The following is a 26,398-nucleotide window of genomic DNA, read 5'->3' as shown; positions in this document are numbered from 1 at the left end:
GTGGGCCCCGCCATCACCAACGGGCGCGCGCCGAGCCAGACCGTCCCCTACAAGCCGAAGACGGGCGAGATCCCGACCTCTCCCGGCGTGTACCGCTTCCGCGACGCGAGCCAGCGCGTGCTCTACGTCGGCAAGGCGAAGAACCTGCGCGCGCGGCTCTCGAACTACTTCCAGCCGCTGCGCAATCTGCACGAGCGCACCCGCCGCATGGTCACGACCGCGGCGAGCGTCGAGTGGACGGTCGTCGGCAACGAGTTCGAGGCGCTGCAGCTCGAGTACACCTGGATCAAGGAGTTCAACCCGCCCTTCAACGTCGTCTTCAAGGACGACAAGAGCTACCCCTACCTCGCCGTCACCCTCGGCGAGAACGTGCCCCGCGCGCTCGTCACCCGCAGTCGCAAAGACAAGACGAGCCGCTACTTCGGGCCGTACACGAAGGTCTGGGCCATCCGCGAGACGCTCGATCTGATGCTCAAGGCGTTCCCGATGCGCTCCTGCTCCGACGGGGTGTTCCGCCGCGCCGAGCAGACCGGCCGCCCGTGCCTGCTCGCCGACATCGGCAAGTGCGCGGCGCCCTGCGTCGGCCGCATCACCCGCGAAGAGCACCGCGAGCTCGCGAACGAGTTCGTCGACTTCATGTCCGGCAGCGACCAGCGCTACCTGCGCACGCTCACCAAGGAGATGACGGATGCCTCGGCCGAGCTGAACTTCGAGCTAGCCGCGCGCTATCGCGACCGCATCCAGGCGCTCACCGCCGTGATGGAGAAGACCGCGGTCGTCCTCTCCGACAACGTCGACGCCGACGTCTTCGGCATCGCCCACGACGAGCTCGCGGCCGCGGTGCAGCAGTTCATCGTGCGCGGCGGCCGCATCCGCGGAACACGCAGCTGGGTCGTCGACAAAGAGCTCGACCTCGAGCTCGGCGAGCTCGTCGAGACCGTGCTGCAGAACGCCTACGACGGCGACTTCGCGCCCCCGCGCGAGGTCATCGTGCCCGAGGTGCCCGACGACAGCGAGGCGCTCGAGCAGTGGCTCACGGCCCGGCGCACCGAGTTCGACGACGCGAGCCGCGGGGGAGCGGTCGCGCTCCGCACCGCACAGCGCGGCGACAAGGCCCAACTCGCCCAGACCGCCGCCATCAACGCGAAGGGCGCTCTCGCCCTGTACAAGACGCGCCGCAGCGCCGACTTCACCGCCCGCTCGCAGGCGCTGAACGTCATCCAGGACGCGCTCGGCATGGCCGAGGCGCCGCTGCGCATCGAGTGCTACGACGTCTCCCATCTGCAGGGCACGAACGTCGTGGCCTCCATGGTCGTCATGGAGGACGGCCTGCCGCGCAAAGACCAGTACCGCCGCTTCTCGATCCCCGAGACGACCGACGACACCGACTCGATCTACCAGGTGCTCACGCGGCGCCTCGCCTATCTGCAAGAGGAGGCGGCGGCCCCCGTCGCCGAGCGCGACGACGAGACGGGCGAGACCCGCCGGAAGAAGTTCGCGTATGCCCCGCAGCTGCTGCTCGTCGACGGCGGGCAGCCCCAGGTGAACGCCGCGAAGCGCGCGCTCGACGAGTCCGGTGTGCGAGGCATCCAGCTCGCGGGCATCGCCAAGCGCCTCGAGGAGGTGTGGCTGCCCGATTCCGACTATCCCGTGATCCTGCCGCGCAACTCCGACGCGCTCTTCCTCATCCAGCGCATCCGCGACGAGGCGCACCGCTTCGCGATCACCTATCAGCGCTCGACCCGCAAACGCGACATCTCGACCGTGCTCGGCACGGTGCCCGGCCTCGGGCCCGCCCGCGTCAAAGAGCTGCTGGGGCACTTCGGCTCCGTGGCGCGTCTGCGGCAGGCATCCGTCGAGGCGATCGCCGAGACGCGCGGCATCGGCCCCGCGCTCGCGCAGGCCGTGTACGACACCCTGCACGCGGCGGAGACGGCGCAGGCGGCGCAGCCGGCCCCCGGTGCCACCGGCGAGTGAATAGGCTGGTGGTGTGACGGCCATGCCACCAGCGCAGACAGCACCGGGCACCGCCATGTCGACGCAAGAGGTGCTCATCGTCACCGGAATGTCCGGCGCCGGCAGGTCGACCGTGGCAAAGGCCCTCGAGGACCTCGACTGGTTCGTCGTCGACAACCTGCCGCCGCAGATGCTGCGGCCGCTGCTCGACCTGGCGGGCCGCACCGAGCAGGACACTCCGCGTATCGCCGCCGTGCTCGACGTGCGCGGCCGCGACTTCTTCACCGAGCTCCAGGACCTCCTGCCGTCGCTGCGCGACAACGTCCGCCTGTCGGTGCTGTTCCTCGACGCGTCGGATGCCGCGCTGGTGCGGCGCTTCGAGTCGGTGCGCCGCCCGCACCCCCTGCAGGGCAACGGCACGATCCTCGACGGGATCATGGAGGAGCGCACGCGGGTCAAGCAGCTGCGCGAGTTCGCCGACAAGGTGATCGACACCTCCGAGCTGAACGTGCACCAGCTCACGAACCAGATCCACGACGCGTACAAGACCGACACGACTCCCGGCGTGCAGCTGACGATCTCGAGCTTCGGCTTCAAGTACGGGCTGCCGAGCGATGCGGACATGATCGCCGACGTGCGCTTCCTGCCGAACCCGTTCTGGGTTCCCGAGCTGCGTGCGCTGAACGGCACGGACGAGCCGGTGCGCGACTACGTCTTCGAGCAGGACGGGGCGGCCGAGTTCGTCGATCTGTGGAGCCGCATGCTCGAGGTGGCCCTCGCCGGCTACCAGCGCGAGAACAAGCGCCACGCGATGATCGCGATAGGCTGTACCGGCGGCAAGCACCGCTCCGTCGCGATCGTCGAGGAGCTGGCGCGGCGGGCCTCTGCCCTGCCCGGAGTCGCCGTCAACGTCAAGCACCGTGACCTTGGCCGCGAGTGACGCGGCAGATTGGACGTAACTCAGTGGCACTGACCGCGGACGTGAAGGACGAGCTTCTCTCGGTCGAGGCGGGCAAGACCACGGTACGTGCGGCGGAGCTCGCCACCATCCTGCGCCTCGCCGGCGGCCTGCACGTCATCTCGGGCCGCATCGCCATCGAGAGCGAGCTCGACAGCCCGCAGCTCGCGCGCCACGTGGCTCGAGGCCTGGCCGAGCTCTACGGAGTCCGCTCAGAGGGCGCCGCGATCAAGGCATCCGGAACGCGTCGCACCGACCAGTTCGTGGTCCGCGTCGTCGACGGCGGTGAGACGCTCGCCCGCCAGACCGGCCTGCTCGACGCGCGCCGTCGCCCCATCCGCGGGCTCCCCAACAAGCTCACGACGGGCTCGCGCGACGAGCTGGCCGCCGTGTGGCGCGGGGCGTTCCTCGCCGCGGGCTCCCTCACCGACCCCGGTCGCTCCGCCTCGCTCGAGATCACGACGCCCGGCAACGAGACCGCCATGGCGCTCGTCGGCGCGGCCGGGCGCCTCGGCATCGCGGCCAAGGCGCGCGAGGTGCGCGGCGTGCATCGGGTCGTGATCCGCGACGGCGAGGCGATCAGCGGCATGCTGTCGCTGATGGGCGCCGCCGGCACCGTGCGCAGCTGGGAGGAGCTGCGGCAGCGCCGCGAGGTGCGCGCAACGGCGAACCGACTCGTGAACTTTGACGACGCGAACCTGCGCCGCAGCGCCCAGGCGGCGGTCGCCGCGTGCGCGCGCGTCGAGCGCGCGCTCGAGATCCTCGGGCCCGATCTGCCCGAGCACCTCAAGTACGCGGGCGAGCTGCGCCTCGCCCACCGCGACGCGAGCCTGGACGAGCTCGGCCACCACGCCGACCCGCCCATGACGAAGGACGCGGTCGCCGGCCGCATCCGCCGGCTGCTCGCGATGGCCGACAAGAAGGCCGCGGATCTCGGGATTCCCGGCACGGAGGCGAACCTTCCCCCCGAGCTCGAGGAATAGGCCGTAACGCAAGCGGGCATGCGGTCCTTCGAGCCTTATCCGCACGCTCTCGCGTTACTAGAGTTGAGAACGTCTGCAGAAGATACGAGGAGAAGAGTGAATGGCTGACTACACGCTCGCCGACCTGCCCTACGACTACTCGGCACTCGAGCCGAACATCTCGGGCCGGATCATGGAGCTTCACCACGACAAGCACCACAAGACCTACGTCGACGGTGCGAACACCGCTCTCGCCAAGCTCGCCGAGGCGCGCGACGCGGGCGACTTCACCTACGTCAACAAGCTTCAGAAGGACCTGGCCTTCAACCTGGCCGGCCACGTGAACCACACGGTCTTCTGGAACAACCTCTCGCCGGACGGGGGCGACAAGCCCGAGGGCGAGCTCGGCGCGGCGATCGACGAGTTCTTCGGCTCGTTCGACAAGTTCCGGGCGCACTTCACCGCCTCGGCCCTCGGCATCCAGGGCTCCGGCTGGTCGATCCTCGCGTGGGACTCGCTCGGACAGAAGCTCATCATCGAGCAGCTCTACGACCACCAGGGCAACCTGGCCGCCGCGACCGTTCCGCTGCTGCTCCTCGACATGTGGGAGCACGCGTTCTACCTCGACTACGTCAACGTCAAGGCCGACTACGTCAAGGCGTTCTGGAACATCGCGAACTGGGCCGACGTCAACGCCCGTTTCGAGAAGGCGCGCACCACCACCTCCGGTCTGCTGCTTCCGTAGCTGATGTCCGGCGCCCGGCACACAATGCCGGGCGCCGGTTCTGCACCTCACCACCCTCACCAGCCGGCAGCGCCGGCATCGACACCACCTGGAGATCCCCGTGTCCGTAAAGATCGGAATCAACGGCTTCGGCCGTATCGGTCGCAACTTCTTCCGCGCAGCGCTCGAGAAGGGCACCGACCTCGAGATCGTCGCCGTCAACGACCTCACCGACGCCAAGACGCTCGCGCACCTGCTCAAGTACGACTCGATCCTGGGCACGCTGAAGGAGACCGTGGCGGTCGACGGCGACGACATCGTCGTCGACGGCAAGCGCATCAAGGTCCTCGCCGACCGCGACCCCGCCAACCTGCCGTGGGGCGAGCTCGGCGTCGAGATCGTCATCGAGTCGACCGGATTCTTCACCAACGGCGAGAAGGCAAAGGCGCACCTCGACGCCGGCGCCAAGAAGGTCATCATCTCGGCCCCTGCCACCAACGAGGACGGCACCTTCGTCATCGGCGTGAACGAGGACTCGTACGACCCGGCGACGCAGCACATCATCTCGAACGCCTCCTGCACGACCAACTGCCTCGCGCCGCTGGCCAAGGTGTTCAACGACAAGTTCGGCATCGAGCGCGGCCTCATGACGACGGTGCACGCCTACACCGCCGACCAGAACCTGCAGGACGGCCCGCACAAGGACCTGCGCCGCGCTCGCGCCGCCGGCCTCTCGATCATCCCCACCTCGACGGGTGCGGCGAAGGCCATCGGCCTGGTGCTGCCCGAGCTGCAGGGCAAGCTCGACGGCTTCGCGCTGCGCGTGCCGACCCCCACCGGCTCGATCACCGACCTCACCGTCACCACCAAGACGCCGGTGACCGTCGACGAGATCAAGGCCGCCTACAAGGAGGCCGCAGAGGGCTCGCTCAAGGGCATCCTCGAGTACACCGAGGACCCGATCGTCTCGCGCGACATCGTCGGCAACCCGCACTCGTCGATCTTCGACGCCGGTCTCGTCCGCGTCATCGGCGACCAGGTGAAGCTGTCGTCCTGGTACGACAACGAGTGGGGCTACTCGCGCCGCCTCGTCGACCTGGCCGACTACGTGGCCGAGCGCCTCTAAGCGCTCGAGGCCGCACCGACGAGAGACAAGAGGACACGCAGTGGCGCTTCGCACCCTGGAATCACTGGGCTCGCTCGCAGGCAAGAAGGTCGTGGTTCGCTGCGACCTGAACGTTCCGCTGAAGGACGGCGTCATCACCGATGACGGCCGCGTGCGCGCGTCCCTGCCCACCCTCAACGCGCTGCTGTCGCAGGGCGCCCGAGTCGTGGTGATCAGCCACCTCGGGCGCCCCGACGGCGCACCCGACCCGAAGTACTCGCTCGCGCCCGTCGCCGCCCGACTCGGCGAGCTGCTCGGCGCATCCGTCGAGTTCGCGACCGACACGGTCGGCCCTGATGCCGAGGCCAAGGTCGGGGCGCTGGAAGACGGCGGGGTGGTCGTGCTCGAGAACCTGCGCTTCAACCCCGAAGAGACCTCGAAGGACGAGAGCGCGCGCACCGCGTTCGCCGGCCGGCTCGCCGCGTTCGGCGACGCGTTCGTCTCCGACGGCTTCGGCGTGGTGCACCGCAAGCAGGCATCCGTCTACGAGCTCGCTGAGGCGCTGCCGAGCGCCGCGGGCCTGCTCATCCAGGCCGAGCTCGACGTGCTCGACCGCCTCACCGAGAACCCCGAGCGCCCCTACACGGTCGTGCTCGGCGGCTCGAAGGTCAGCGACAAACTCGGCGTCATCGGCCATCTGCTGCCGCGCGTGAACTCGCTCGCCATCGGCGGCGGCATGCTGTTCACCTTCCTCGCGGCCCAGGGCCACAAGGTCGGCTCGAGCCTGCTCGAGGCCGACCAGATCGACACCGTGAAGGGCTACCTCGCGAAGGCCGAGGAGCTCGGCGTCGAGATCGTGCTTCCGACCGACGTCGTCGTCGCCGAGAAGTTCGGCGCCGACGCCGCGCACGAGGTGCGCCCGGTCGACGACATCGAGGGCACCCCCTGGGGCTCGGCCGGTCTCGGGCTCGACATCGGCCCCGAGACCGCCGCGGCGTTCGCCGAGAAGATCGCCTCCGCCAAGACCGTGTTCTGGAACGGCCCCATGGGCGTGTTCGAGCTCGCGCCGTTCGCGGCGGGCACCAAGGCCGTCGCCCAGGCGCTGACCGAGGTCGACGGCCTCTCGGTCGTCGGCGGCGGCGACTCCGCAGCCGCCGTGCGCGCGCTCGGCTTCCAGGACGAGCAGTTCGGGCACATCTCCACCGGCGGCGGCGCCAGCCTCGAGTTCCTCGAGGGCAAGAAGCTGCCCGGGCTCGAGGCGCTCGGCTGGGAGGCCGCCGAGTGAGCGACGCGCCCGTGGCCGAGACCCGCCGCACCCCGCTGATCGCGGGGAACTGGAAGATGAACTTCGACCACCTGCAGGCGATCGCGTTCGTGCAGAAGCTCGCGTGGACCCTCAAGGATGCCCAGCACGACTACGACGACGTCGAGGTGGCGGTCTTCCCGCCGTTCACCGACCTGCGCAGTGTGCAGACGCTCGTGCAGGCCGACAAGCTGCAGCTGAAGTACGGCGGGCAGGACGTCTCGACGCACGCCGCCGGCGCCTACACCGGCGAGATCTCGGCGGGCTTCCTCAAGAAGCTCGACTGCGACTATGTGATCGTCGGCCACTCCGAGCGCCGCTACCGGCACGTGGAGTCCGACGAGACCATCGCCGCCAAGGCGAAGGCCGCGAAAGAGACCGGCCTCGTGCCGCTCATCTGCGTCGGCGAGACCGCGAAGGACCTCGAGCGCCACGAGCCGAGCGCCGTTCCCGCGAACCAGCTGCGCGGCGCGCTCATCGACTTCAAGCCCGGTGACGAGTTCGTCGTCGCGTACGAGCCCGTGTGGGCGATCGGCGCGGGGGCCGCGGCTACGGCCGAGCAGGCGCAGAACGTGGCATCCGTGCTGCGCGATGTGGTGCGCCAGGTCGTGGGCGACGAGACGGCGGCGACCACGCGCATCCTCTACGGCGGCTCGGTGAAGTCCGACAACATCGTCGGCTTCATGAAGTGCCCCGACGTCGACGGCGTGCTCGTCGGCGGTGCGAGCCTCGACGTCGACGAGTTCGCCGCAATCGTGCGCTACAAGAAGCACGCGACCTACTGATCGGCGGGCCGGCCGGGCAGCGGTCGCGACCGTGATCGGCCGACCCGACCTGACCGTCGGCAATCGACGCTCGTTTATACTGGCAGACGGTGCCGCGGACGCTTGCCGCCGGTGCCGACGCTGAAGAAAGGCCCATATCGTGCAAATCCTCCAGGTCGTCCTGCAGGTGCTCCTCGGCATCACCAGCCTGCTGCTGACCCTCCTGATCCTGCTGCACAAGGGGCGCGGCGGCGGCCTCTCCGACATGTTCGGCGGCGGCATGACCTCGAACCTCGGCGCCTCGGGCGTCGCGGAGCGGAACCTGAACCGCATCACCGTGATCCTCGGCCTCGTCTGGGTCATCTGCATCGTGGTGCTCGGTCTCATCACCCGCTTCACGTCGTGAGCACCGCACAGCTCGCGACGGCATCGCACACGCACACCCGAAACATCTAGGAGGAGCAATGGTTTCCGGAGGCAGCGCCATCCGGGGTTCCCGCGTCGGCGCGGGCCCGATGGGCGAGCAGGACCACGGCCATCACGCCGATCGCATCGCGGTCTCGTACTGGGACGCTCTCGGAAACGAGACCGTCCGCTACTTCGCGGCGAACCTGCCCGAAGAAGAGATCCCCGAGACCATCGACTGCCCGACGTCGGGTCTTCCGGCGGGTCGCGACAAGGCGAACCCGCCGGCGGTCGCGAAGAACGAGCCGTACAAGACGCACCTCGCCTACGTGAAGGAGCGCCGCACCGAGGAAGAGGCCGAGGCCCTTCTGCAGGAGGCGCTCGACAAGCTGCGCGCGCGCCGCGGCACCGTCGCCAGCTAGGCACGCACCCATGAGAAAGGGGCTCCCCATGCGGGGAGCCCCTTTCTCGATGCTCTAGTAGCTCTCGGCGATCAGGTCCTCGGGAACCTCGGCCGCGGCATCCTCGTCGACGAAGAAGACGGTGCGCTTGCGGCCCTTGGCACCGGCGGCCGGCACTTCGAGGTACGACGCGCCCGCGAGGGCGAGGCCGAGGGCGGATGCCTTGTCGGCGCCGGCGAGCACGAGCCACACGCGCTCGGACGAGTTGATCACGGGGCGGGTGAGCGACAGCCGCTCAGGCGGCGGCTTCGGCGAGTTGCGCACCGAGATGACGGGGGCGTCGGTGACGCGGATGCCCGCCAGGTTCGGGAACAGCGATGCGATGTGCCCGTCAGGGCCGACGCCGAGGAAGGTGATGTCGAACCGCGGCCACTGGCCGCCGTCGGGGGAGAAGCGGGCGAGCTCGGCGGTGTACGCCGCGACGCCCTCTTCCAGCGAGGCCACCTCGTCGCTCGCCGCGAAGGGGTGGATGTTCTCGGCAGGAACCGCGATGTGGTCGAGAAGGGCCTCGCGCGCCTGCAGCTCGTTGCGGTCGGCGTCGCCCTTCGGTACGAAGCGCTCGTCGCCCCACCAGAAGTGCACCTTCGACCAGTCCACGCTGTCGCGCGACGGTGACTCGTTGACGGCGGCCAGCGAGCCGATGCCGATGGTGCCCCCTGTGAGCACGACGTGGGCGTCGCCGAAGTCGGCGATGACGTCGACCACCTTGGTGAGGAACCGGGCCGCGACCGAAGCGGCGAGTGCTTGCTTATTCGGGTGGACAAGCACCCGCCGTTCGTTCGTCATAGTCTCCTCAGACTACTGCGGTGGTGGTGCCGACTAGTGACCGAGCAGAGCGATGCCCTTGGTGATGACCTGGCCGTACAGCTCGTCGGGGTCGAGCCGACGCAGCTCCTCGGCGAGGCAGTCGCGCAGGTTCCGGCGGGGGAGCGCCAGGTCGTGCGTGGGCTGCCCCGGCTGCTTCAGGGTCGCAATGCCGGGAACGTCGCGCTCGAGCTCGATGTCACCCGAGGCGCGCGTGAGGCGCACGCCGTGGATGCCGCTCGAGCCGTTCGCGCGGGTGGTGATGTCCTTGTTCACCGGCGCGTCGAGCGCCATGCGCAGCCAGGCCGCGAGCAGGTACGTCGAGGGGGAGTCCTCTGCACCCGTCACGTGCACCTGGGTGACCGGCTCGTACGGCGCCTGGTCGAGCGCCGCCGCGAGCTGCGCGCGCCACAGCGTGAGGCGCGTCCAGGCGAAGTCGGTGTCGCCGGGCGCGTACGTGACCGAGTTGTGGCGGATCGCCGCGGCCGGGTCGGGCTGCGTCGAGGCATCCGTGATGCGCCGGGTCGCGATGCGCCCGAGGGGCGAATCGGAGACCTTGATCGGCGCCTTGCGCGGCCACCAGGCGACGACGGGCGCGTCGGGCAGCAGCAGGGCCGTGACGAGGCCCTCCTCGTCGTCCGCGACGTCGCCGTAGGCGCGCAGGATGATGACCTCGGAGGCGCCGGCGTCGGCACCCACGCGGATCTGCGCGTCGAGGCGGTGGCCCACCGACGCGAGCGCCGGGTCCTCGTCGTCGGCCTTCGCGATGACGATGACGCGCATCGGATGCTCGCGCGAGGCGTCGTTCGCGGCCTCGATGGCCTCTTCCTCTTCGCCCATCGCGGTCGAGATGACCAGGGTGAGCACGCGGCCGAGGGTGACGACGCCACCCTCGTCGCGGATCTTCACCAGGGTCTTCGCGACGCCGTTGGTAGTGGTGTCTGACAGGTCGACGATCACGGACGCCTCCAAACTCGGCCGTCGCGGGCCATCATGTCGTCTGCGGACTTGGGGCCCCACGAGCCCGGCTTGTACTGCTCGGGCTGGCCCTGCTTCGCCCAGAACTCCTCGATCGGGTCGAGGATCTTCCAGGAGAGCTCGACCTCCTCGTGGCGCGGGAACAGCGGCGGGTCGCCGAGCAGCACGTCGAGGATGAGCCGCTCGTAGGCCTCAGGGCTCGCCTCAGTGAACGAGTGGCCGTAGCCGAAGTCCATCGTGACGTCGCGCACCTGCATGCCCGCACCAGGCACCTTGGAGCCGAAGCGGATCGTGACGCCCTCGTCGGGCTGCACGCGGATCACGAGGGCGTTCTGGCCGAGCGCCTCGGTCTGCGAGCCATCGAACAGCTGCTGCGGGGCGCGCTTGAACACGACCGCGATCTCGGTGACGCGGCGGCCCAGGCGCTTGCCGGTGCGCAGGTAGAACGGCACTCCTGCCCAGCGGCGGGTACCGATCTCGAGCTTGATGGCGGCGAAGGTCTCGGTCGCGGACTGAGGGTTCATGCCCTCTTCCTCGAGGAATCCGAGCACCTTCTCGCCACCCTGCCAGCCGCCCGCGTACTGGCCGCGCGCGGTCGCCGTGGACAGGTCCTCGGGCAGGCGGACGGCGGCGAGCACCTTCTCCTTCTCGGCGCGCAGGTCCTTCGCGTCGAAGCTGATCGGCTCTTCCATGGCGGTGAGCGCGAGCAGCTGCAGCAGGTGGTTCTGAATGACGTCGCGGGCAGCGCCGATGCCGTCGTAGTAGCCGGCACGGCCGGCCACGCCGATGTCTTCGGCCATCGTGATCTGCACGTGGTCGACGTAGTTGGCGTTCCAGATCGGCTCGTACAGCTCGTTCGCGAAGCGCAGCGCCAGGATGTTCTGGACCGTCTCCTTGCCGAGGTAGTGGTCGATGCGGAACACCGAGTCGGGCGGGAAGACCGACTCGACGACCGAGTTCAGCTCACGCGCCGTCTTGAGGTCGCTTCCGAAGGGCTTCTCGATGACGACGCGGCGCCACTGGCCCTCCTTCGAGTCCGCGAGCCCCGACTTCTTCAGCTGCTCGGTGACGAGCGGGAAGGCCTTCGGGGGGATGGACAGGTAGAAGGCGTGGTTGCCGTTGGTGCCGCGCTCCTCGTCGAGGGCGTGGATCGTGTCGGCGAGGCGCTGGAAGGCCTCGTCGTCATCGAACTCGCCGGGGACGAAGCGGATGCCCTGGGCCAGCTGCTGCCACACCTCGTCGTGGAACGGGGTGCGCGCGTGCTGCTTGACGGCCTCGTAGACGACCTGTTCGAAGTCCTGGTCGACCCAGTCGCGTCGAGCGAAGCCGACGAGGGCGAAGCCGGGGGGCAGCAGGCCGCGGTTGGCCAGGTCGTAGACCGCCGGCATCAGCTTCTTGCGCGACAGGTCGCCCGTCACGCCGAAGATGATGAGCCCGGACGGGCCCGCGATGCGGTTCAGCCGTTGATCGTCACTGCTGCGCAGAGGATTGAAATCCTTGGTGATCTCCACCGGGGACATTGAGCTCGCTTACTACTCGTTGACCGCGCCGAAGAGGGTCGCGATGTTCGCCTCAGGGTCGGTCAGGTTCAGGGTGAGCACCGGGCGGCCGTGCTGCGCCAGCACGGCGCCGTCACCGGCGGCCTGTGCGTTGATCAGCTGGCCGAAGGTGAACGGGCGCTCCGGGATCTGCAGGTCCTGCGGGTGCGTCGAGGTGATCTGCAGGAACACGCCGACCGCAGGGCCGCCCTTGTGGAACTGGCCGGTGGAGTGCAGGAAGCGCGGGCCCCACCCGAAGGTGACGGGGCGCTTGGCACGCGCCGCGATCAGGTCGCGGATGCCGGCGAGCTGGGGCAGGGCGATGCGGTCGACGTAGGCCTGCACCGCGACGTAGCCGTCCTCGGGCAGCTGGGCGAGCAGGGCGCCGATGGCGCTGTCGAGATCGGATGCCCCACCCAGCAGCCCCTCGGTCGCGCGCACCTCGATGCCGGCCTCGGTGAACACCGGGGCCGTCTCTTCGGGGGTGGCGTCGAGCAGCGCACGCGCGGCGGCCTTGGCGGCCTCGACGTCGGGCTGGTCGAAGGGGTTGATGCCGAGCAGGCGCCCCGCGACGGCGACGGCGAACTCCCACAGCACGAACTGCGAGCCGAGCGAGCCCGAGACGAGGATCTCGCCCTCGTGGCGCGCCTGGGGCAGCAGGTGGAACTCGGTCGCGTCCTCGACGAGGCGGGCGATCTGCAGGTCGTCGAGCGTCTCGGACAGCTCGGGCGCCTCGGTGCCGAGGACCACCGGCAGCACGCCGGTGCCGAGCTTGCCGGTCGACTCGGCGATGAGCTGCTCGGCCCAGTCGCCAAAGCCGACGAGTGGGCTGCCGTCGGTGACGATGCCGAGCTTGCCCTTCGACGCCATCGCGGCGCCGAGGATGAGGCCGGGGTTCTTCTCGTCGTCGATGGCCAGCTCGCGCAGCACGGCCTCGGCCTCGACGAGGAGCTCTTCGAGGTCGACGCCGGCGAGGCCGGAGGGCACGAGGCCGAACGCGGTGAGCGCCGAGTAGCGTCCGCCCACGTTCGGGTCGGCGTTGAAGACCGTGAAGCCGGCTTCACGGGCGCTCTGGTCGAGCGGCGAACCCGGGTCGGTCACGATGACGATGCGCTCAGTCGGCTCGATTCCGGCGTCGCGGAACGCCTTCTCGTAGATGCGCTTGTGGCTGTCGGTCTCGAGCGTGGAGCCCGACTTCGACGAGACCACGACGGCCGTCGTCTCAAGCCGGTCGCCGATCGCGGCGAGCACCTGGCCGGGGTCGGTGGTGTCGAGGATCGTGAGCTCGACGCCCTCGGTGTTGGTGATCACCTCGGGGGCGAGCGACGAGCCGCCCATGCCGCCCAGGACGATGTGATTCACGCCTGCCGCGCGCAGCTTGTCGCGCAGGGCGTAGATGTCGGCGATGAGCGGCCGCGAGATGTTCACGGCGTCGATCCAGCCGAGGCGCTTGCTCGCCTCGGACTCGGCGTCGGGACCCCACAGGGTGGGGTCCTGGGCGAAGATGCCCGACGCGACGAGGTCCTTCACGAGTGCGGGGAGGGCGGCCTCGACGGCCTCCTTCACCGCGCCGCTGACGTGGATCTGGACCGTCACTTGGCGGCCTCCAGCGAGGACTCGAGCGCGCCCTGGACGGACTCGACGAGCTCGTTCCACGAGGCGATGAACTTGTCGACGCCCTCGGTCTCGAGCAGCTGCACAACGTCCTCGTAGCTCACGCCGACCTTGGCGACGGCGTCGAGCACGCGCGCGGCCTCGTCGTAGGCGCCGGTGATCGTGTCGCCGGTCACCTCGGCGTGGTCGAAGGTCGCCTCGAGCGTCTTCTCGGGCATGGTGTTGACGACGCCGGGGGCGACCAGGCCGGTCACGTAGAGCGTGTCGGGCAGGCTCGGGTCCTTGACGCCGGTCGAGGCCCACAGCGGGCGCTGCAGGTTGCCGCCGGCCGCGAGCAGGCCCTGGGCGCGCTCGGTCGCGAACTCCTGCTCGAAGAGCTGGTAGGCGAGAACCGCGTTGGCGACGCCCGACTTGCTCTTGAGCGCGAGCGCCTCGTCGGTGCCGATGGCGGTCAGGCGCTTGTCGATCTCGGTGTCGACGCGCGAGACGAAGAACGAGGCGACGGAGTGGATCTTCGAGATGTCGATGCCGGCGGCCTTCGCGGTCTCAAGCCCCGTCAGGTAGGCGTTGATGACCTCGCGGTAGCGCTCGAGCGAGAAGATCAGGGTGACGTTGACGCTGATGCCCTTGCCGATGACGGCCGCGATCGCCTCGAGGCCGGCCTTCGTGGCGGGGATCTTGATCAGCGCGTTCTCCTTGCCGACCTTCTTCCACAGCTGCTCGGCCTCGGCGATGGTGCCGGCGGCGTCGTTGGCCAGGTTCGGCTCGACCTCGATCGAGACGCGCCCGTCGACGCCGTTCGTCGCGTCGTAGATCGGCTTGAAGATGTCGGAGGCGTCGGCGACGTCGGCCGTCGTGAGCTCGAAGATCGCCTCGGTGGCCGACTTGCCGGCGGCGGCGAGCGACGCGAGCTTCTCGGTGTAGCCCTCGCCCTTGCCGATCGCGGCGGCGAAGATCGTCGGGTTCGTGGTGACGCCCGTGACGTTCTTCTCGTCGATGAGCTTCTGGAGCCCGCCGGAGGTGATGCGGGTGCGCGACAGGTCGTCCAGCCAGATGCTGACGCCCGCGGCGGCGAGCTTCGCGGTAGGAGTAGTCATTTGCTTCTCTTCTTTCCTTGAGATCTCTGGGCTCTCAGACGGTCACTTGCCGTTGGCGGCCAAGGACTCCTTGGCGGCCGCGAGCACGGCCTCGGTCGTGATGCCGAACTTCTCGAACAGGGTCTTGTAGTCGGCCGAGGCGCCGAAGTGCTCGATCGACACGATGCGGCCCTTGTCGCCGACCCAGCTGTGCCAGGGCAGGGCGATGCCGGCCTCGACGGCGACGCGGGCGGTGACGGACGCCGGAAGCACGGACTCCTTGTACTCCGCGCTCTGCTCGGCGAACCACTCCTGGCTCGGCACCGAGACGACGCGGGCGTTGATGCCGTCGGCCTTCAGCTTCTCGCGCGCCTCGACGGCGATCTGCAGCTCGGAGCCGGTCGCGATGAGGATGATGTCGGGCGTTCCGTTCGGCGCCTCGGCGAGCACGTACGCGCCCTTGCCGACGAACTTGGCGGAGGCGAAGGTGTCGCCGGATGCCTCGCCGTCGCCGCGCTCGAACACGGGGATGTTCTGACGGGTCAGCGCGAGGCCGACCGGGCCGCCGTGGCGCTTGACGGTCTCGAGCCAGGCATACGCCGTCTCGTTGGCGTCGCCGGGGCGCACGATCGACAGGTTCGGGATCGCACGCAGCGCGGCGAGGTGCTCGACCGGCTGGTGGGTCGGGCCGTCTTCGCCGAGGGCGATCGAGTCGTGCGTCCAGACGAAGATCGACGGGATGTCCATCAGGGCGGCGAGGCGAACCGCGGGGCGCATGTAGTCGGCGAACTGCAGGAAGGTGCCGCCGTAGGCGCGCGTCTTGCCGTGCAGGGTGATGCCGTTGAGGATGGCGCCCATCGCGTGCTCGCGGATGCCGAAGTGGAGGATGCGGCCGTAGGGGTTGCCCTGGCCCCACTCAGGCGTGGTGATCGAGCTCGGCAGGAACGAGCCGCCGCCCTCGATGGTCGTCAGGTTCGACTCGGCGAGGTCGGCCGAGCCGCCCCACAGCTCGGGCAGCTGCGCGGCGAGGGCGTTGATCGCCTTGCCGCTCGCGGCGCGGGTCGAGACCTCCTTACCGGCCTCGAACACCGGCAGCGCGGCCTCGAGGCCCTCGGGCAGCTCGCCGGCCTCGAGGCGGTCGAACAGCGCCTTGCGCTCGGGGTTCGCAGCGGCCCAGGCGTCGAAGCTCTTCTGCCACTCGGCGCGCTGCTGCTTGCCGCGCTCGATCGCGCCGCGGGTGTGGGCGAGGACCTCGGGGTCGACGTCGAAGCTCTTCTCGGGGTCGAAGCCGAGGGCCTTCTTCACGCCCGCGACCTCGTCGGCGCCGAGCTTGGCGCCGTGCACCTTGCCCGTGCCCTGCTTGGTCGGCGACGGGTAGCCGATGAGGGTCTTGAGGATGATGATCGACGGCTTGTCGGTGACGGTCTTGGCCGCCTCGATCGTGTCGAACAGCTCCTGCACGTCCTCGTGGTACTCGCCGGTCTTAAACCAGTCGACCACGCGGACATCCCAGCCGTACGCCTCGTAGCGCTTGGCGGTGTCCTCGGACAGCGCGATGTCGGTGTTGTCCTCGATGGAGATGTTGTTCTTGTCGTAGATCACGACGAGGTTGCCGAGCTGCTGCGTGCCGGCGAGCTGGCCCGCCTCGCTCGTGACGCCCTCTTCGATGTCGCCGTCGCCGGCGATGACGTACACGTAGTGGTCGAACGGCGACGTGCCGGCCGGGGCCTCCGGGTCGAAGAGGCCGCGCTCATAGCGCTGAGCGTAGGCGAAGCCGACGGCCGAGGCGAGGCCCTGGCCGAGCGGGCCGGTCGTGATCTCGACGCCCTTGGTGTGGCGGTACTCGGGGTGGCCCGGCGTGAGCGAGCCCCAGGTGCGCAGCGCCTCGAGGTCGGAGAGCTCGAGGCCCCAGCCGCCGAGGTAGAGCTGGATGTACTGGGTCAGGGAAGAGTGGCCGACCGAGAGGATGAACCGGTCCTGGCCGACCCACTGGTCGTCGCTCGGGTCCTTCCGCATGATCTTCTGCCACAGAAGGTAGGCCGCCGGGGCCAGGCTCATCGCGGTGCCCGGGTGGCCGTTGCCCACCTTCTCGACGGCATCTGCCGCAAGCACTCGGACGGTGTCGACCGCCTTGTTGTCAATGGAATCCCATTGCAGAGCTGCCACTGGAACTGACCCTTCACTATTCAGTGCGGCCGGGTCCTGTTGCATACCCGCCGCTTATCGGTTGTGCCGCCACGGACGTCATTGGCAACCGCGGCGCTTCGCAGACTTCTCCCAGCCGGAAGGTTGGAATGTTGTCTCGTCTGTGTAAAGCCTCGGAAGGCGAGCACCCAACAGCATAGTCGCGCCCGTGCACCCCCAGACCACCTGGGCCGTGAACTAGACTCGGTGCGACACAAAACCCCCTCGAGGAGCCATGGGCATTGCCGTAGAGCGTCAGGCGGAAGCCGGCGAACACAGCGCCCCCGCACATATCGGCTTCGGCCGCAAGGCGTCCGCGTACTTCGCGCTGACGAAGCCTCGCGTCATGGAGCTGCTGCTGGTCACGACGATCCCCGTCATGATCCTTGCGGACAGGGGCCTGCCGAACGTCTGGCTCATCATCGCCACGGTCATCGGCGGCGCCCTCTCCGCCGGCAGCGCGGCGGCGTTCAACATGTACATCGACCGCGACATCGACGCCGTCATGAAGCGCACCAAGAACCGACCGATCGTCACGGGCGAGGTCAGCCCGCGCGAGGCCTACATCTTCGCGTGGACGCTCGGCGTGGTCTCGACGGTGTGGCTCGCGCTCACCACGAACCTGCTCGCCGCCGGTCTCTCGGTCGCCGCGATCCTGTTCTATGTCTTCGTCTACACGCTGTGGCTCAAGCGCCGCACCGCGCAGAACATCATCTGGGGCGGAATCGCCGGCTGCTTCCCGGTGCTCATCGGGTGGTCGGCCGTCACCGACCGCCTCGACTGGGCTCCGTTCATCCTCTTCGCCGTCGTCTTCCTGTGGACCCCGCCGCACTACTGGCCGCTGTCCATGAAGTACCGCGACGACTACAAGGCCGTCGGCGTGCCGATGCTCGGAGTGGTGCGCGGTAGGGCGCAGGTCGGCCTGCAGGTCATCCTCTACGCGTGGGCGACCGTCGCGTGCTCGCTGCTGCTGATCCCCGTCGCGAACATGGGCTGGCTCTACGCCATCGGCGCGGCCGCCGCCGGCGGCTGGTTCATCTACGAGACCCACCGGCTGTACCACCTGGCGATCAAGCACGAAGACGTCTCGCCGATGCGCGTGTTCCACGGCTCGATCACCTACCTCTCGATCCTCTTCCTGGCGGTCGCCATCGACCCGCTCCTCCACTTCTGAGTACCCGGGATGCCTCGACTGAAGACCCCTCTGGGCTGGGCGGCCGACCGCTGGGCGCTGAGCCCGCGTGTCCTGCGCTGGGCGACCACCTTCGCCCTCGTCATGGGCGTGCTCATCGTGCTCGGCGGCGGCATCGTGCGGGTCACCGGCTCGGGCCTCGGCTGCCCGACGTGGCCCCAGTGCCAGGCGGGCTCTCTGACGGCGACGCCCGAGCTCGGCATCCACGGGTTCATCGAGTTCGCGAACCGCACGCTCACCGACGTCCTCGTCATCGCGGTCGCCTGCGTGATCATCGCAGCGCGGCTGCAGCGTCCGCGCGTGCGCAGCATCACACGCCTCGCGTGGAGCCAGTTCTGGCTCGTCGTCGCGAACGCGGTCGTCGGGGGAGTGAGCGTGCTCGCGAAGCTCAACCCCTACGTCGTCGCGCTGCACTTCATCATGGCGATGGCCCTGCTCACGTCGATCGCGCTGACCTGGCACCGCGTCCACGAGCAGGCCGATCGCCCGCGCGACGTCGCGCCCGCCGCCAAGGCGCTGAGCTGGGTCACCGCCGCTGTGACCCTCGTCCTGATCGCGGCGGGCACCCTCGCGACCGGCTCGGGGCCGCACTCCGGCCAGGCCGCCGACGGGTCGCCCGTGCAGCGCATGGGCTTCGACTGGCTCGCGGTGACCTGGGTGCACGGGCTCCTCGCGGCCGCGACGCTGGCCCTCGGCATCCTGCTCGTCGTCATCCTGCGGGCGCCGGGCGAGCGCGTCGCCCGTGAGCGCGCGGTCTTCTTCGTCGCAGCGGTCGTGGCGCAGGGGCTCATCGGCGTGGTGCAGGCCGTCACCGGCCTTCCCAACGTGCTCGTGATCCTCCACGTGGTCGGTGCCGGGCTCGTCTGGATCGGCGCCGTGCGGCTCGTGCTCGACGTCCAGCCGGGGCTGTTCCCCTCCGTGCACCTGGGCGAGACATCCGTAACCGCCGATTCGCGCGAGCCGCGCGCAAGTCTTCGATAGGCTCAGAAGGTTCATGGGTGCGCGCCCGCGCATCCGCCAGCCATCCGCACAATCGCCTGTCGCGACGGACTCGTGACCGCCGCAGTGGGTACGGGCGAGCCGGTCTGATAACCGGTTACGGGCGGCAGTAAGCGAGGTAAATCAATGTCAGACGTTCTCATCGACCGTCCTGAGCTCGCGGGCCTCGGCCAGTACGAGTTCGGATGGGCGGACCCGGACGCCGCAGGCGCGTCCGCACGCCGCGGCCTGTCGACCGAAGTCGTCAGCGACATCTCGGCCCTGAAGAAGGAGCCGGAGTGGATGCTGCAGCGCCGGCTTCGCGCGCTCGAGATCTTCGGGAAGAAGCCGATGCCCACGTGGGGCGCCGACCTCTCCGAGATCGACTTCGACAACATCAAGTACTTCGTCCGCTCCACCGAGAAGCAGGCGCAGTCGTGGGAAGAGCTTCCCGAAGACATCCGCAACACCTATGAGAAGCTCGGCATCCCCGAGGCCGAGCGCCAGCGCCTCGTCGCCGGCGTCGCCGCGCAGTACGAGTCCGAGGTCGTCTACCACCAGATCCGCGAGGACCTCGAGGCGCAGGGCGTCATCTTCATGGACACCGACACGGCGCTGCGCGAGCACCCCGAGTTCTTCGAGGAGTACTTCGGCACCGTCATCCCCGCCGGCGACAACAAGTTCGCCGCGCTGAACACCGCGGTGTGGTCGGGCGGCTCGTTCGTCTACGTGCCGAAGGGCGTCCACGTCGAGATCCCGCTGCAGGCCTACTTCCGCATCAACACCGAGAACATGGGCCAGTTCGAGCGCACGCTGATCATCGCCGACGAGGGCTCGTACGTGCACTACATCGAGGGCTGCACGGCCCCGATCTACAAGAGCGACTCGCTGCACTCCGCCGTCGTCGAGATCATCGTGAAGAAGAACGCCCGCGTGCGCTACACGACGATCCAGAACTGGTCGAACAACGTCTACAACCTCGTCACCAAGCGCGCCGTCGCCCACGAGGGCGCCACTATGGAGTGGATCGACGGCAACATCGGCTCCAAGGTGACGATGAAGTACCCGTCGATCTACCTGATGGGCGAGCACGCGAAGGGCGAGACCCTGTCGGTCGCGTTCGCGGGCCCCGGGCAGCACCAGGATGCCGGCGCGAAGATGATCCACATGGCGCCGTACACCCAGTCGTCGATCGTCTCGAAGTCGATCGCCCGCGGCGGCGGCCGGGCCGGCTACCGCGGCGAGGTGCGGGTCGACCCCAAGGCGCACCACGCCGCGAACACGGTGCGCTGCGACGCGCTGCTCGTCGACACCATCTCGCGCAGCGACACCTACCCGGCGATCGACATCCGCGTCGACGACGTGCAGCTCGGTCACGAGGCCACCGTCTCGAAGGTCAGCGAAGAGCAGCTCTTCTACCTGATGAGCCGCGGTCTTCCCGAGGACGAGGCGATGGCGATGATCGTGCGCGGCTTCATCGAGCCGATCGCGCGCGAGCTGCCGATGGAGTACGCCCTTGAGCTGAACAAGCTCATCGAGATGGGCATGGAAGGATCGGTCGGCTGAGTTGAGCACGACATACACCGAGACCGAGGTCCCGGCGCTGCCCAGCGTGCCGGTGCAGACCCGCTCAGAGCGCCCGACGTCGACCAATGTCGACGACTTCGCGAAGGTCACCGGCCGCGAGGCCGTGTGGAAGTACACGCCCGTGGACGAGCTCACCGAGCTCACCGAGGGCGCGCTCGACGGGTCGAGCTACGACTTCCGAGTGGCCAACACGCGAGGCATCCGCACCTCATGGGTCGCCCGCGACCACGAGCTGGTCGGCGCGGCGGGCCTCCCCGAGGACCGCGCGAGCGCCAACGCGTGGACGCACTTCGAGCGCGCGCTGCTCATCGAGTTGAGCGGAGACGACGCGTTCGAGGCGACGCTCACCCGCGCGAGCCTCGGCAGCGCCCCGCGCGCCGCGCACACGATCGTGTCGGTCGCGCCGAACACGCACGCGACCCTCGTGCTCGAGAACCAGGGCGACGCCCAGCTCGCCGAGAACGTCGAGATCGTGGTCGGCGAGGGCGCGAACCTCACGCTCGTCACCGTTCAGGACTGGTCGGATGCCTCGAAGCACGTCGCCGCGCACTTCGCGACCGTCGGCCGCGACGCGAAGCTGAAGCACGTCGTCGTCACGCTCGGCGGCAAGATCGTGCGACTCAACCCCTCGGCCCGGCTCGCCGGCCAGGGCGCAGACTCCGAGCTGCTCGGCGTGTACTTCGCAGATGCGGGCCAGCACCTTGAGCACCAGGTCTACGTGTTCCACGAGGCCGCGAACGGCAAGAGTCGCGTGACCTACAAGGGCGCGCTGCAGGGCGAGGCCGCGCACACGGTGTGGATCGGCGACGTGCTGATCGGGCCCGACGCGGTCGGAACCGACTCGTACGAGCAGAACCGCAACCTGGTGCTCACCGAGGGCACCCGCGCAGACTCCGTGCCGAACCTCGAGATCGAGACCGGCGACATCCTGGGCGCGGGCCACGCGAGCGCCACGGGCCGTTTCGACGACGAGCAGCTGTTCTACCTGCAGTCGCGCGGCATCCCCGAGGACGAGGCGCGCCGCCTCGTCGTGCGCGGATTCCTCGTCGAGATCGTGCAGCAGATCGGGGTGCCGTCTCTCGAGGAGCGCCTGAACGCCGCCATCGAGGACGAGCTCGCCGCGGGGAGCGGTGTCGCTTCAGGGGGCGCTGCCTAATGGCATCCGTCAAGGTGTGCGCGTTCGACGACCTCGTCGTGAACCAGGCCAAGCGCGTCGTCGTCGACGGCGTGCCTGTCGCTGTCGTGCGAGACGCCTCCGACCAGGTCTTTGCGATCGGCGACACCTGCACCCACGGCGACATCTCGCTCTCCGAGGGCTTCGTCGAGGGCGAGACGATCGAGTGCTGGGCGCACGGATCGCAGTTCTCGCTCACCAGCGGCAAGCCGCTCAACCTGCCGGCCTACGAGCCGGTCCCTGTCTTCGAGGTCGAGATCGCCGACGGCGATGTGCTGATCGACCCTTCCCCCAAGAAAGTGAATGTGTAAATGTCTGTTCTCGAGATCCGCGACCTGCAGACCACGGTCGAGACCGAGCAGGGCACCAAGCAGATCCTCCGCGGCGTCGACCTGACCGTGAAGTCGGGCGAGATCCACGCCGTGATGGGCCCGAACGGCTCGGGCAAGTCGACCCTCGCCTACACGATCGCCGGGCACCCGAAGTACACCGTCACGGGCGGCACCATCACGCTCGACGGCGAGGACGTCCTCGCGATGAGCGTCGATGAGCGCGCCCGCGCCGGCCTGTTCCTCGCCATGCAGTACCCGGTCGAGATCCCCGGCGTGACCAACACCAACTTCCTGCGCACCGCGAAGACCGCCATCGCCGGCGAGGCCCCCTCGATCCGCCAGTGGTCGAAGGACGTCAAGGACGCGATGACGAACCTGCGCATGGACCCGTCGTTCGCGGCCCGCAACGTCAACGAGGGCTTCTCGGGCGGCGAGAAGAAGCGCAACGAGATCCTGCAGCTCGAGCTGCTGAAGCCCCGCTTCGCGGTGCTCGACGAGACCGACTCCGGCCTCGACGTCGACGCGCTCAAGATCGTCTCAGAGGGCGTGAACCGCGCGCATCGGGCATCCGATCTCGGCATCCTGCTGATCACGCACTACACGCGCATCCTGCGCTACATCAAGCCCGACTTCGTGCACGTCTTCGTCGCGGGCAAGGTCGCGGAAGAGGGCGGCCCCGACCTCGCCGAGCGCCTTGAGGAGGAGGGCTACGACCGCTTCGTGTCGGCCCTCGACGCGAGCTGACCATGGCCACCGCACTCGCTCCCGAGAAGTTCGACCAGGTGGTCGAGTCGCTCAAGGACGTCGTCGACCCCGAGCTCGGCGTCAACGTCGTCGACCTGGGGCTCATCTACGACCTCGCGTGGGACGACGAGCACGACGCGCTCATCATCTCCATGACGCTGACGAGTGCCGGCTGCCCGCTGACCGATGTGCTCGAAGAGCAGACCGGCCAGGCGCTGGACGGGGTCGTCGAGCGGTTCCGCATCAACTGGGTGTGGATGCCGCCGTGGGGCCCCGAGCGCATCACCGATGACGGGCGCGACATGATGCGCGCCCTGGGATTCTCGATTTGAGGTCTTAATGCTTGCGGTCTCGAACCTCGAGATCCGGGTCGGCGCCCGCACACTCATGGCGGGCGTCGATTTCCGTGTTCAGAAGGGCGACAAGATCGGACTGGTCGGCCGCAACGGCGCCGGGAAGACGACGCTCACCAAGGTCCTTGCGGGCGACCTGCCGCCGACCGACGGCACCGTCACGCGCTCGGGCGAGCTCGGCTACCTGCCGCAGGACCCGCGCACGGGCGACCCCGAGATGCTCGCGCGCACGCGCATCCTCGACGCGCGCGGCCTGGGCACGCTCAACCTCCAGATCCACGAGGCGACGCTGAAGATGTCGGATGCCGACCCCGCGGTCGCCGACAAGGCGATGCGCCGGTACGCCAATCTTCAAGAGCGCTTCGAGGCGCTCGGCGGCTACGCGGCCGAGGCCGAGGCCGCGTCGATCGCGTCGAACCTGAACCTGCCCGACCGCATCCTCGACCAGCCCCTCAAGACGCTCTCCGGCGGCCAGCGGCGGCGCATCGAGCTCGCCCGCATCCTGTTCTCGGACGCGGACACGATGATCCTCGACGAGCCGACGAACCACCTCGACGCCGACTCCGTCGTCTGGTTGCGCGAGTTCCTCAAGAACTACCAGGGCGGCTTCATCGTGATCTCGCACGACGTGGTGCTCGTGGAGGAGGCCGTCAACAAGGTCTTCTATCTCGACGCCAACCGCGCGGTGATCGACGTCTACAACATGGGCTGGAAGAAGTACCTGGCTCAGCGGGCCGCCGATGAGGAGCGCCGCAAGAAGGAGCGCGCCAACGCCGAGAAGAAGGCGTCCGCTCTGCAGCTGCAGGCCGCGAAGTTCGGCGCCAAGGCGACCAAGGCGGCCGCCGCGCACCAGATGATGGCCCGCGCCGAGAAGCTGCTCTCGGGCCTCGACGAGGTGCGCCAGGCCGATCGCGTGGCGAAGCTGCGGTTCCCCGAGCCGTCGCCGGTCGGGCGCACGCCGCTCAAGGCATCCGATCTGTCCAAGTCCTACGGGTCCCTCGAGATCTTCACGGCCGTCGATCTCGCGATCGATCGCGGGTCGAAGGTGGTCATCCTCGGCCTCAACGGCGCGGGGAAGACGACGCTGCTGCGCATTCTCGCCGGGGTCGACGAGCCCGACACGGGCGAGCTCGAGCCGGGGCACGGCCTCAAGATCGGCTACTACGCGCAGGAGCACGAGACGCTCGACGTGCAGCGCTCCGTGCTGCAGAACATGGTGTCGGCATCGCCGCACCTGACCGAGACGGATGCCCGCAAGGTGCTCGGCTCGTTCCTCTTCTCGGGCGACGATGTGCACAAGCCCGCCGGGGTGCTCTCCGGCGGCGAGAAGACGCGCCTCGCGCTCGCGATGCTCGTCGTGTCGTCGGCGAACCTGCTGCTGCTCGACGAGCCGACGAACAACCTCGACCCGGCCTCGCGCGAAGAGATCCTCGACGCTCTCGCGCACTATTCGGGCGCCGTCGTGCTCGTCTCGCACGACCCCGGCGCGATCGAGGCGCTGAACCCCGAGCGCGTGCTGATCATGCCGGAAGGCACCGAGGATCTCTGGACGCCCGACTACGCCGAGCTCGTCGAGCTCGCGTAGGGCGATGTCAGAGGCATCGGGCACGATGCCGGCCATGACCATGACGGACTCCGCGACATCCTCTTCGACCCGCGAGCAGGCGCGCGCGTCGCTGCGCGCGCTCGTCGGCCGGCCGGGCGCCGAGTTCCACGACGGGCAGTTCGAGGCGATCTCGGCGCTCGTCGATGAGCGGCAGCGGGCGCTGGTCGTGCAGCGCACCGGCTGGGGCAAGTCCGCGGTCTACTTCGTCTCGACGATGCTGCTGCGGGCGCGCGGCGCCGGCCCGACCCTGCTCGTCTCACCTCTGCTGTCGCTCATGCGCGACCAGGTCGAGGCGGCCGCACGCGCAGGCGTGCGCGCTCTCGCGATCAACTCGGCGAATCGTCACGAGTGGGGCGAGGCGACGGCGCGGCTCGCCGACGACAGCGTCGACGTGCTGCTCGTGTCGCCTGAGCGACTCAACAATCCCGACTTCCGCGATCGGCAGCTGCCCGCGCTGATCGAGCGCACCGGCCTGCTCGTGATCGACGAGGCGCACTGCATCTCCGACTGGGGCCACGACTTCCGGCCCGACTACCGGCGGCTGCGCGAGCTCGTGGCGACGCTCCCCGCGCACGTGCCGGTGCTCGCGACGACGGCCACGGCGAACGAGCGCGTCGTCGCCGATGTCGCCGAGCAGCTGGGCGGCGAGAACGTGCGCACCATCCGCGGCCCGTTGGCGCGCACCTCGCTGCGCCTCGGGGTGCTGACCCTTCCCGACGCAGAGGCGCGCCTCGCCTGGCTGGTCGCCAACCTCGGCTCCCTGCCCGGCAGCGGCATCGTCTACACGCTGACGGTGGCTGCCGCCGAAGACGTCGCGCGCATCCTGCGCGAGGCAGGGCACGAGACATACGCATATACGGGGCGCACGGATGCCGAAGAGCGCGCGGACCTCGAGCAGAGGCTCAAGCGGAACGAGGTCAAGGCGCTCGTCGCCACGAGCGCGCTGGGCATGGGGTTCGACAAGCCCGATCTCGGCTTCGTCGTGCATCTCGGCGCCCCGTCGTCGCCGGTCGCCTACTACCAGCAGGTGGGCCGCGCCGGGCGAGCCACCGAGAACGCCGATGTGCTGCTGCTGCCCGGCCCCGAAGACCAGGCCATCTGGAACTACTTCGCGACCGCCTCGATGCCCGACGAGGGGAAGGCACTCGCTCTGATCGCGGCACTGAGTGACGCACCTCAGTCGACGGCCGTGCTCGAGAGCCGTGTCGATCTGAAGAAGTCGGCACTCGAGCTGCTGCTCAAGGTGCTCGACGTCGACGGTGCCGCGCGGCGGGTGCAGGGCGGCTGGGTCGCCACGGGCCGGCCCTGGGCGTACGACGCCGAGCGCTATCGACGGGTCGCCGAGGCACGCGCGGGCGAGCAGCGCGCGATGCTCGCCTATGAGCGCACGTCGGACTGCCGCATGCAGTTCCTGCAGCTCGCGCTCGACGACGTCGACGCGCGCCCGTGCGGGCGCTGCGACAACTGCGCGGGGGCGTGGTACCCGACCGCCGCGACCGGTGCCGCGCGCCAGGCGGCGGGCAACGCGCTGAAGCGGGCGGGCGTCGAGGTCGAGGTCCGCAAGCTCTGGCCGACCGGCGCCGACAGCGTCGGGGTGCCG

General features: G+C 69.1%; 24 protein-coding genes. 18 read left to right on the top strand and 6 right to left on the bottom strand.

Going from position 1 to position 26,398, the window contains the following annotated elements:
- The 9 genes from uvrC to ACM2XV_RS00715 all read left to right on the top strand — a co-directional run bounded on the left by uvrC (window position 1) and on the right by ACM2XV_RS00715 (window position 8,599).
- Window positions 1-1,977, top strand: coding sequence for an excinuclease ABC subunit UvrC (uvrC, locus tag ACM2XV_RS00755; RefSeq protein WP_487025653.1), 1,977 nt, complete (start codon window positions 1-3; stop codon window positions 1,975-1,977).
- A gap of 22 nt (window positions 1,978-1,999) precedes the next feature.
- Window positions 2,000-2,896: an RNase adapter RapZ gene (gene rapZ / locus ACM2XV_RS00750; protein WP_344778432.1), complete on the top strand. Its 897-nt coding sequence runs from the start codon at window positions 2,000-2,002 to the stop codon at window positions 2,894-2,896.
- Window positions 2,897-2,919: 23 nt separating this feature from the next.
- Entirely contained in the window at window positions 2,920-3,897 is a 978-nt protein-coding gene (whiA, locus tag ACM2XV_RS00745; RefSeq protein ID WP_487025652.1) for a DNA-binding protein WhiA, read from the top strand.
- A 100-nt stretch (window positions 3,898-3,997) separates the two neighbouring features.
- Entirely contained in the window at window positions 3,998-4,621 is a 624-nt protein-coding gene (locus tag ACM2XV_RS00740; RefSeq protein WP_487025651.1) for a superoxide dismutase, read from the top strand.
- Between the two features lie 100 nt (window positions 4,622-4,721).
- Window positions 4,722-5,726: a type I glyceraldehyde-3-phosphate dehydrogenase gene (gap, locus tag ACM2XV_RS00735; RefSeq protein WP_487025650.1), complete on the top strand. Its 1,005-nt coding sequence runs from the start codon at window positions 4,722-4,724 to the stop codon at window positions 5,724-5,726.
- A 40-nt stretch (window positions 5,727-5,766) separates the two neighbouring features.
- Window positions 5,767-6,990: a phosphoglycerate kinase gene (locus tag ACM2XV_RS00730; RefSeq protein WP_344777958.1), complete on the top strand. Its 1,224-nt coding sequence runs from the start codon at window positions 5,767-5,769 to the stop codon at window positions 6,988-6,990.
- Window positions 6,987-7,793: a triose-phosphate isomerase gene (gene tpiA / locus ACM2XV_RS00725; protein ID WP_344777960.1), complete on the top strand. Its 807-nt coding sequence runs from the start codon at window positions 6,987-6,989 to the stop codon at window positions 7,791-7,793. The genes ACM2XV_RS00730 and tpiA overlap by 4 nt, the downstream gene beginning before the upstream one ends.
- Window positions 7,794-7,932: 139 nt before the next feature.
- Complete coding sequence (gene secG, locus ACM2XV_RS00720; protein WP_344752739.1) at window positions 7,933-8,178, top strand: preprotein translocase subunit SecG; 246 nt, start codon at window positions 7,933-7,935, stop codon at window positions 8,176-8,178.
- 58 nt (window positions 8,179-8,236) lie between these two features.
- Window positions 8,237-8,599 carry an RNA polymerase-binding protein RbpA gene (locus tag ACM2XV_RS00715; RefSeq protein ID WP_344777962.1) on the top strand — a complete coding sequence of 121 codons (363 nt, stop codon included), beginning with the start codon at window positions 8,237-8,239 and terminating at the stop codon, window positions 8,597-8,599.
- A 54-nt stretch (window positions 8,600-8,653) separates the two neighbouring features.
- On the opposite strand, the gene pgl is transcribed toward ACM2XV_RS00715, so the two are convergent.
- Genes pgl through tkt form a run of 6 tightly spaced genes read right to left on the bottom strand, consistent with a single transcriptional unit; the run spans window position 8,654 to window position 16,814 of the window.
- Window positions 8,654-9,424, bottom strand: a complete 771-nt coding sequence (pgl, locus tag ACM2XV_RS00710) for a 6-phosphogluconolactonase (protein WP_344777964.1) — start codon at window positions 9,422-9,424, stop codon at window positions 8,654-8,656.
- 33 nt (window positions 9,425-9,457) lie between these two features.
- Window positions 9,458-10,402 carry a glucose-6-phosphate dehydrogenase assembly protein OpcA gene (locus ACM2XV_RS00705; protein ID WP_344777966.1) on the bottom strand — a complete coding sequence of 315 codons (945 nt, stop codon included), beginning with the start codon at window positions 10,400-10,402 and terminating at the stop codon, window positions 9,458-9,460.
- Complete coding sequence (gene zwf, locus ACM2XV_RS00700; RefSeq protein WP_487025649.1) at window positions 10,399-11,940, bottom strand: glucose-6-phosphate dehydrogenase; 1,542 nt, start codon at window positions 11,938-11,940, stop codon at window positions 10,399-10,401. Before zwf ends, ACM2XV_RS00705 begins: the two co-directional genes overlap by 4 nt.
- Window positions 11,941-11,952: 12 nt before the next feature.
- Window positions 11,953-13,554: a glucose-6-phosphate isomerase gene (locus ACM2XV_RS00695; protein WP_344777970.1), complete on the bottom strand. Its 1,602-nt coding sequence runs from the start codon at window positions 13,552-13,554 to the stop codon at window positions 11,953-11,955.
- Window positions 13,551-14,669, bottom strand: coding sequence for a transaldolase (gene tal, locus ACM2XV_RS00690; RefSeq protein ID WP_487025648.1), 1,119 nt, complete (start codon window positions 14,667-14,669; stop codon window positions 13,551-13,553). The genes ACM2XV_RS00695 and tal overlap by 4 nt, the downstream gene beginning before the upstream one ends.
- Window positions 14,670-14,711: 42 nt before the next feature.
- Window positions 14,712-16,814 carry a transketolase gene (gene tkt / locus ACM2XV_RS00685; protein WP_344777974.1) on the bottom strand — a complete coding sequence of 701 codons (2,103 nt, stop codon included), beginning with the start codon at window positions 16,812-16,814 and terminating at the stop codon, window positions 14,712-14,714.
- Window positions 16,815-17,067: 253 nt separating this feature from the next.
- Between tkt and ACM2XV_RS00680 the strand changes: the two genes are divergently transcribed.
- The 9 genes from ACM2XV_RS00680 to ACM2XV_RS00640 form a co-directional block, all read left to right on the top strand.
- On the top strand, window positions 17,068-18,006 hold the full coding sequence (locus ACM2XV_RS00680) for a heme o synthase (protein WP_487025647.1): 939 nt from the start codon (window positions 17,068-17,070) through the stop codon (window positions 18,004-18,006).
- A gap of 9 nt (window positions 18,007-18,015) precedes the next feature.
- Window positions 18,016-19,005 (top strand): COX15/CtaA family protein, encoded by a 990-nt coding sequence (locus tag ACM2XV_RS00675; RefSeq protein ID WP_487025646.1) that lies wholly within the window; start codon window positions 18,016-18,018, stop codon window positions 19,003-19,005.
- Between the two features lie 144 nt (window positions 19,006-19,149).
- Window positions 19,150-20,568 carry a Fe-S cluster assembly protein SufB gene (gene sufB / locus ACM2XV_RS00670; protein ID WP_344777980.1) on the top strand — a complete coding sequence of 473 codons (1,419 nt, stop codon included), beginning with the start codon at window positions 19,150-19,152 and terminating at the stop codon, window positions 20,566-20,568.
- A 1-nt stretch (window position 20,569) separates the two neighbouring features.
- On the top strand, window positions 20,570-21,745 hold the full coding sequence (gene sufD / locus ACM2XV_RS00665; protein WP_487025645.1) for a Fe-S cluster assembly protein SufD: 1,176 nt from the start codon (window positions 20,570-20,572) through the stop codon (window positions 21,743-21,745).
- The gene (locus ACM2XV_RS00660) at window positions 21,745-22,074 is read left to right on the top strand and encodes a non-heme iron oxygenase ferredoxin subunit (RefSeq protein ID WP_344777984.1); all 330 of its coding nucleotides are present in this window, start codon (window positions 21,745-21,747) and stop codon (window positions 22,072-22,074) included. Before sufD ends, ACM2XV_RS00660 begins: the two co-directional genes overlap by 1 nt.
- The gene (gene sufC / locus ACM2XV_RS00655) at window positions 22,075-22,839 is read left to right on the top strand and encodes a Fe-S cluster assembly ATPase SufC (RefSeq protein WP_487025644.1); all 765 of its coding nucleotides are present in this window, start codon (window positions 22,075-22,077) and stop codon (window positions 22,837-22,839) included.
- Window positions 22,840-22,841: 2 nt separating this feature from the next.
- Complete coding sequence (locus ACM2XV_RS00650) at window positions 22,842-23,171, top strand: metal-sulfur cluster assembly factor (RefSeq protein WP_344777988.1); 330 nt, start codon at window positions 22,842-22,844, stop codon at window positions 23,169-23,171.
- Window positions 23,172-23,178: 7 nt separating this feature from the next.
- Entirely contained in the window at window positions 23,179-24,777 is a 1,599-nt protein-coding gene (abc-f, locus tag ACM2XV_RS00645) for a ribosomal protection-like ABC-F family protein (RefSeq protein ID WP_487025643.1), read from the top strand.
- Between the two features lie 40 nt (window positions 24,778-24,817).
- Window positions 24,818-26,398 (top strand): RecQ family ATP-dependent DNA helicase (locus tag ACM2XV_RS00640; RefSeq protein ID WP_487025660.1); only part of this gene is annotated, 1,581 nt, incomplete at its 3' end.

The organism is Gryllotalpicola sp. CP2-P1 (assembly GCF_057512245.1).
Note: the sequence above shows the minus strand (reverse complement) of the source record. Positions and strands in the feature narration are given on the sequence as shown.

Bases quoted from the DNA above. Each gene is read 5' to 3' on its own strand.
- rapZ (WP_344778432.1), top strand. From the start codon at position 2,000: ATGCCACCAGCGCAGACAGCACCGGGCACCGCCATGTCGACGCAAGAG.
- ACM2XV_RS00740 (WP_487025651.1), top strand. From the start codon at position 3,998: ATGGCTGACTACACGCTCGCCGACCTGCCCTACGACTACTCGGCACTC.
- ACM2XV_RS00715 (WP_344777962.1), top strand. From the start codon at position 8,237: ATGGTTTCCGGAGGCAGCGCCATCCGGGGTTCCCGCGTCGGCGCGGGC.
- pgl (WP_344777964.1), bottom strand. From the start codon at position 9,424: ATGACGAACGAACGGCGGGTGCTTGTCCACCCGAATAAGCAAGCACTC.
- zwf (WP_487025649.1), bottom strand. From the start codon at position 11,940: ATGTCCCCGGTGGAGATCACCAAGGATTTCAATCCTCTGCGCAGCAGT.
- tal (WP_487025648.1), bottom strand. From the start codon at position 14,669: ATGACTACTCCTACCGCGAAGCTCGCCGCCGCGGGCGTCAGCATCTGG.
- ACM2XV_RS00680 (WP_487025647.1), top strand. From the start codon at position 17,068: ATGGGCATTGCCGTAGAGCGTCAGGCGGAAGCCGGCGAACACAGCGCC.
- ACM2XV_RS00675 (WP_487025646.1), top strand. From the start codon at position 18,016: ATGCCTCGACTGAAGACCCCTCTGGGCTGGGCGGCCGACCGCTGGGCG.
- sufB (WP_344777980.1), top strand. From the start codon at position 19,150: ATGTCAGACGTTCTCATCGACCGTCCTGAGCTCGCGGGCCTCGGCCAG.
- ACM2XV_RS00660 (WP_344777984.1), top strand. From the start codon at position 21,745: ATGGCATCCGTCAAGGTGTGCGCGTTCGACGACCTCGTCGTGAACCAG.
- sufC (WP_487025644.1), top strand. From the start codon at position 22,075: ATGTCTGTTCTCGAGATCCGCGACCTGCAGACCACGGTCGAGACCGAG.
- ACM2XV_RS00650 (WP_344777988.1), top strand. From the start codon at position 22,842: ATGGCCACCGCACTCGCTCCCGAGAAGTTCGACCAGGTGGTCGAGTCG.
- abc-f (WP_487025643.1), top strand. From the start codon at position 23,179: ATGCTTGCGGTCTCGAACCTCGAGATCCGGGTCGGCGCCCGCACACTC.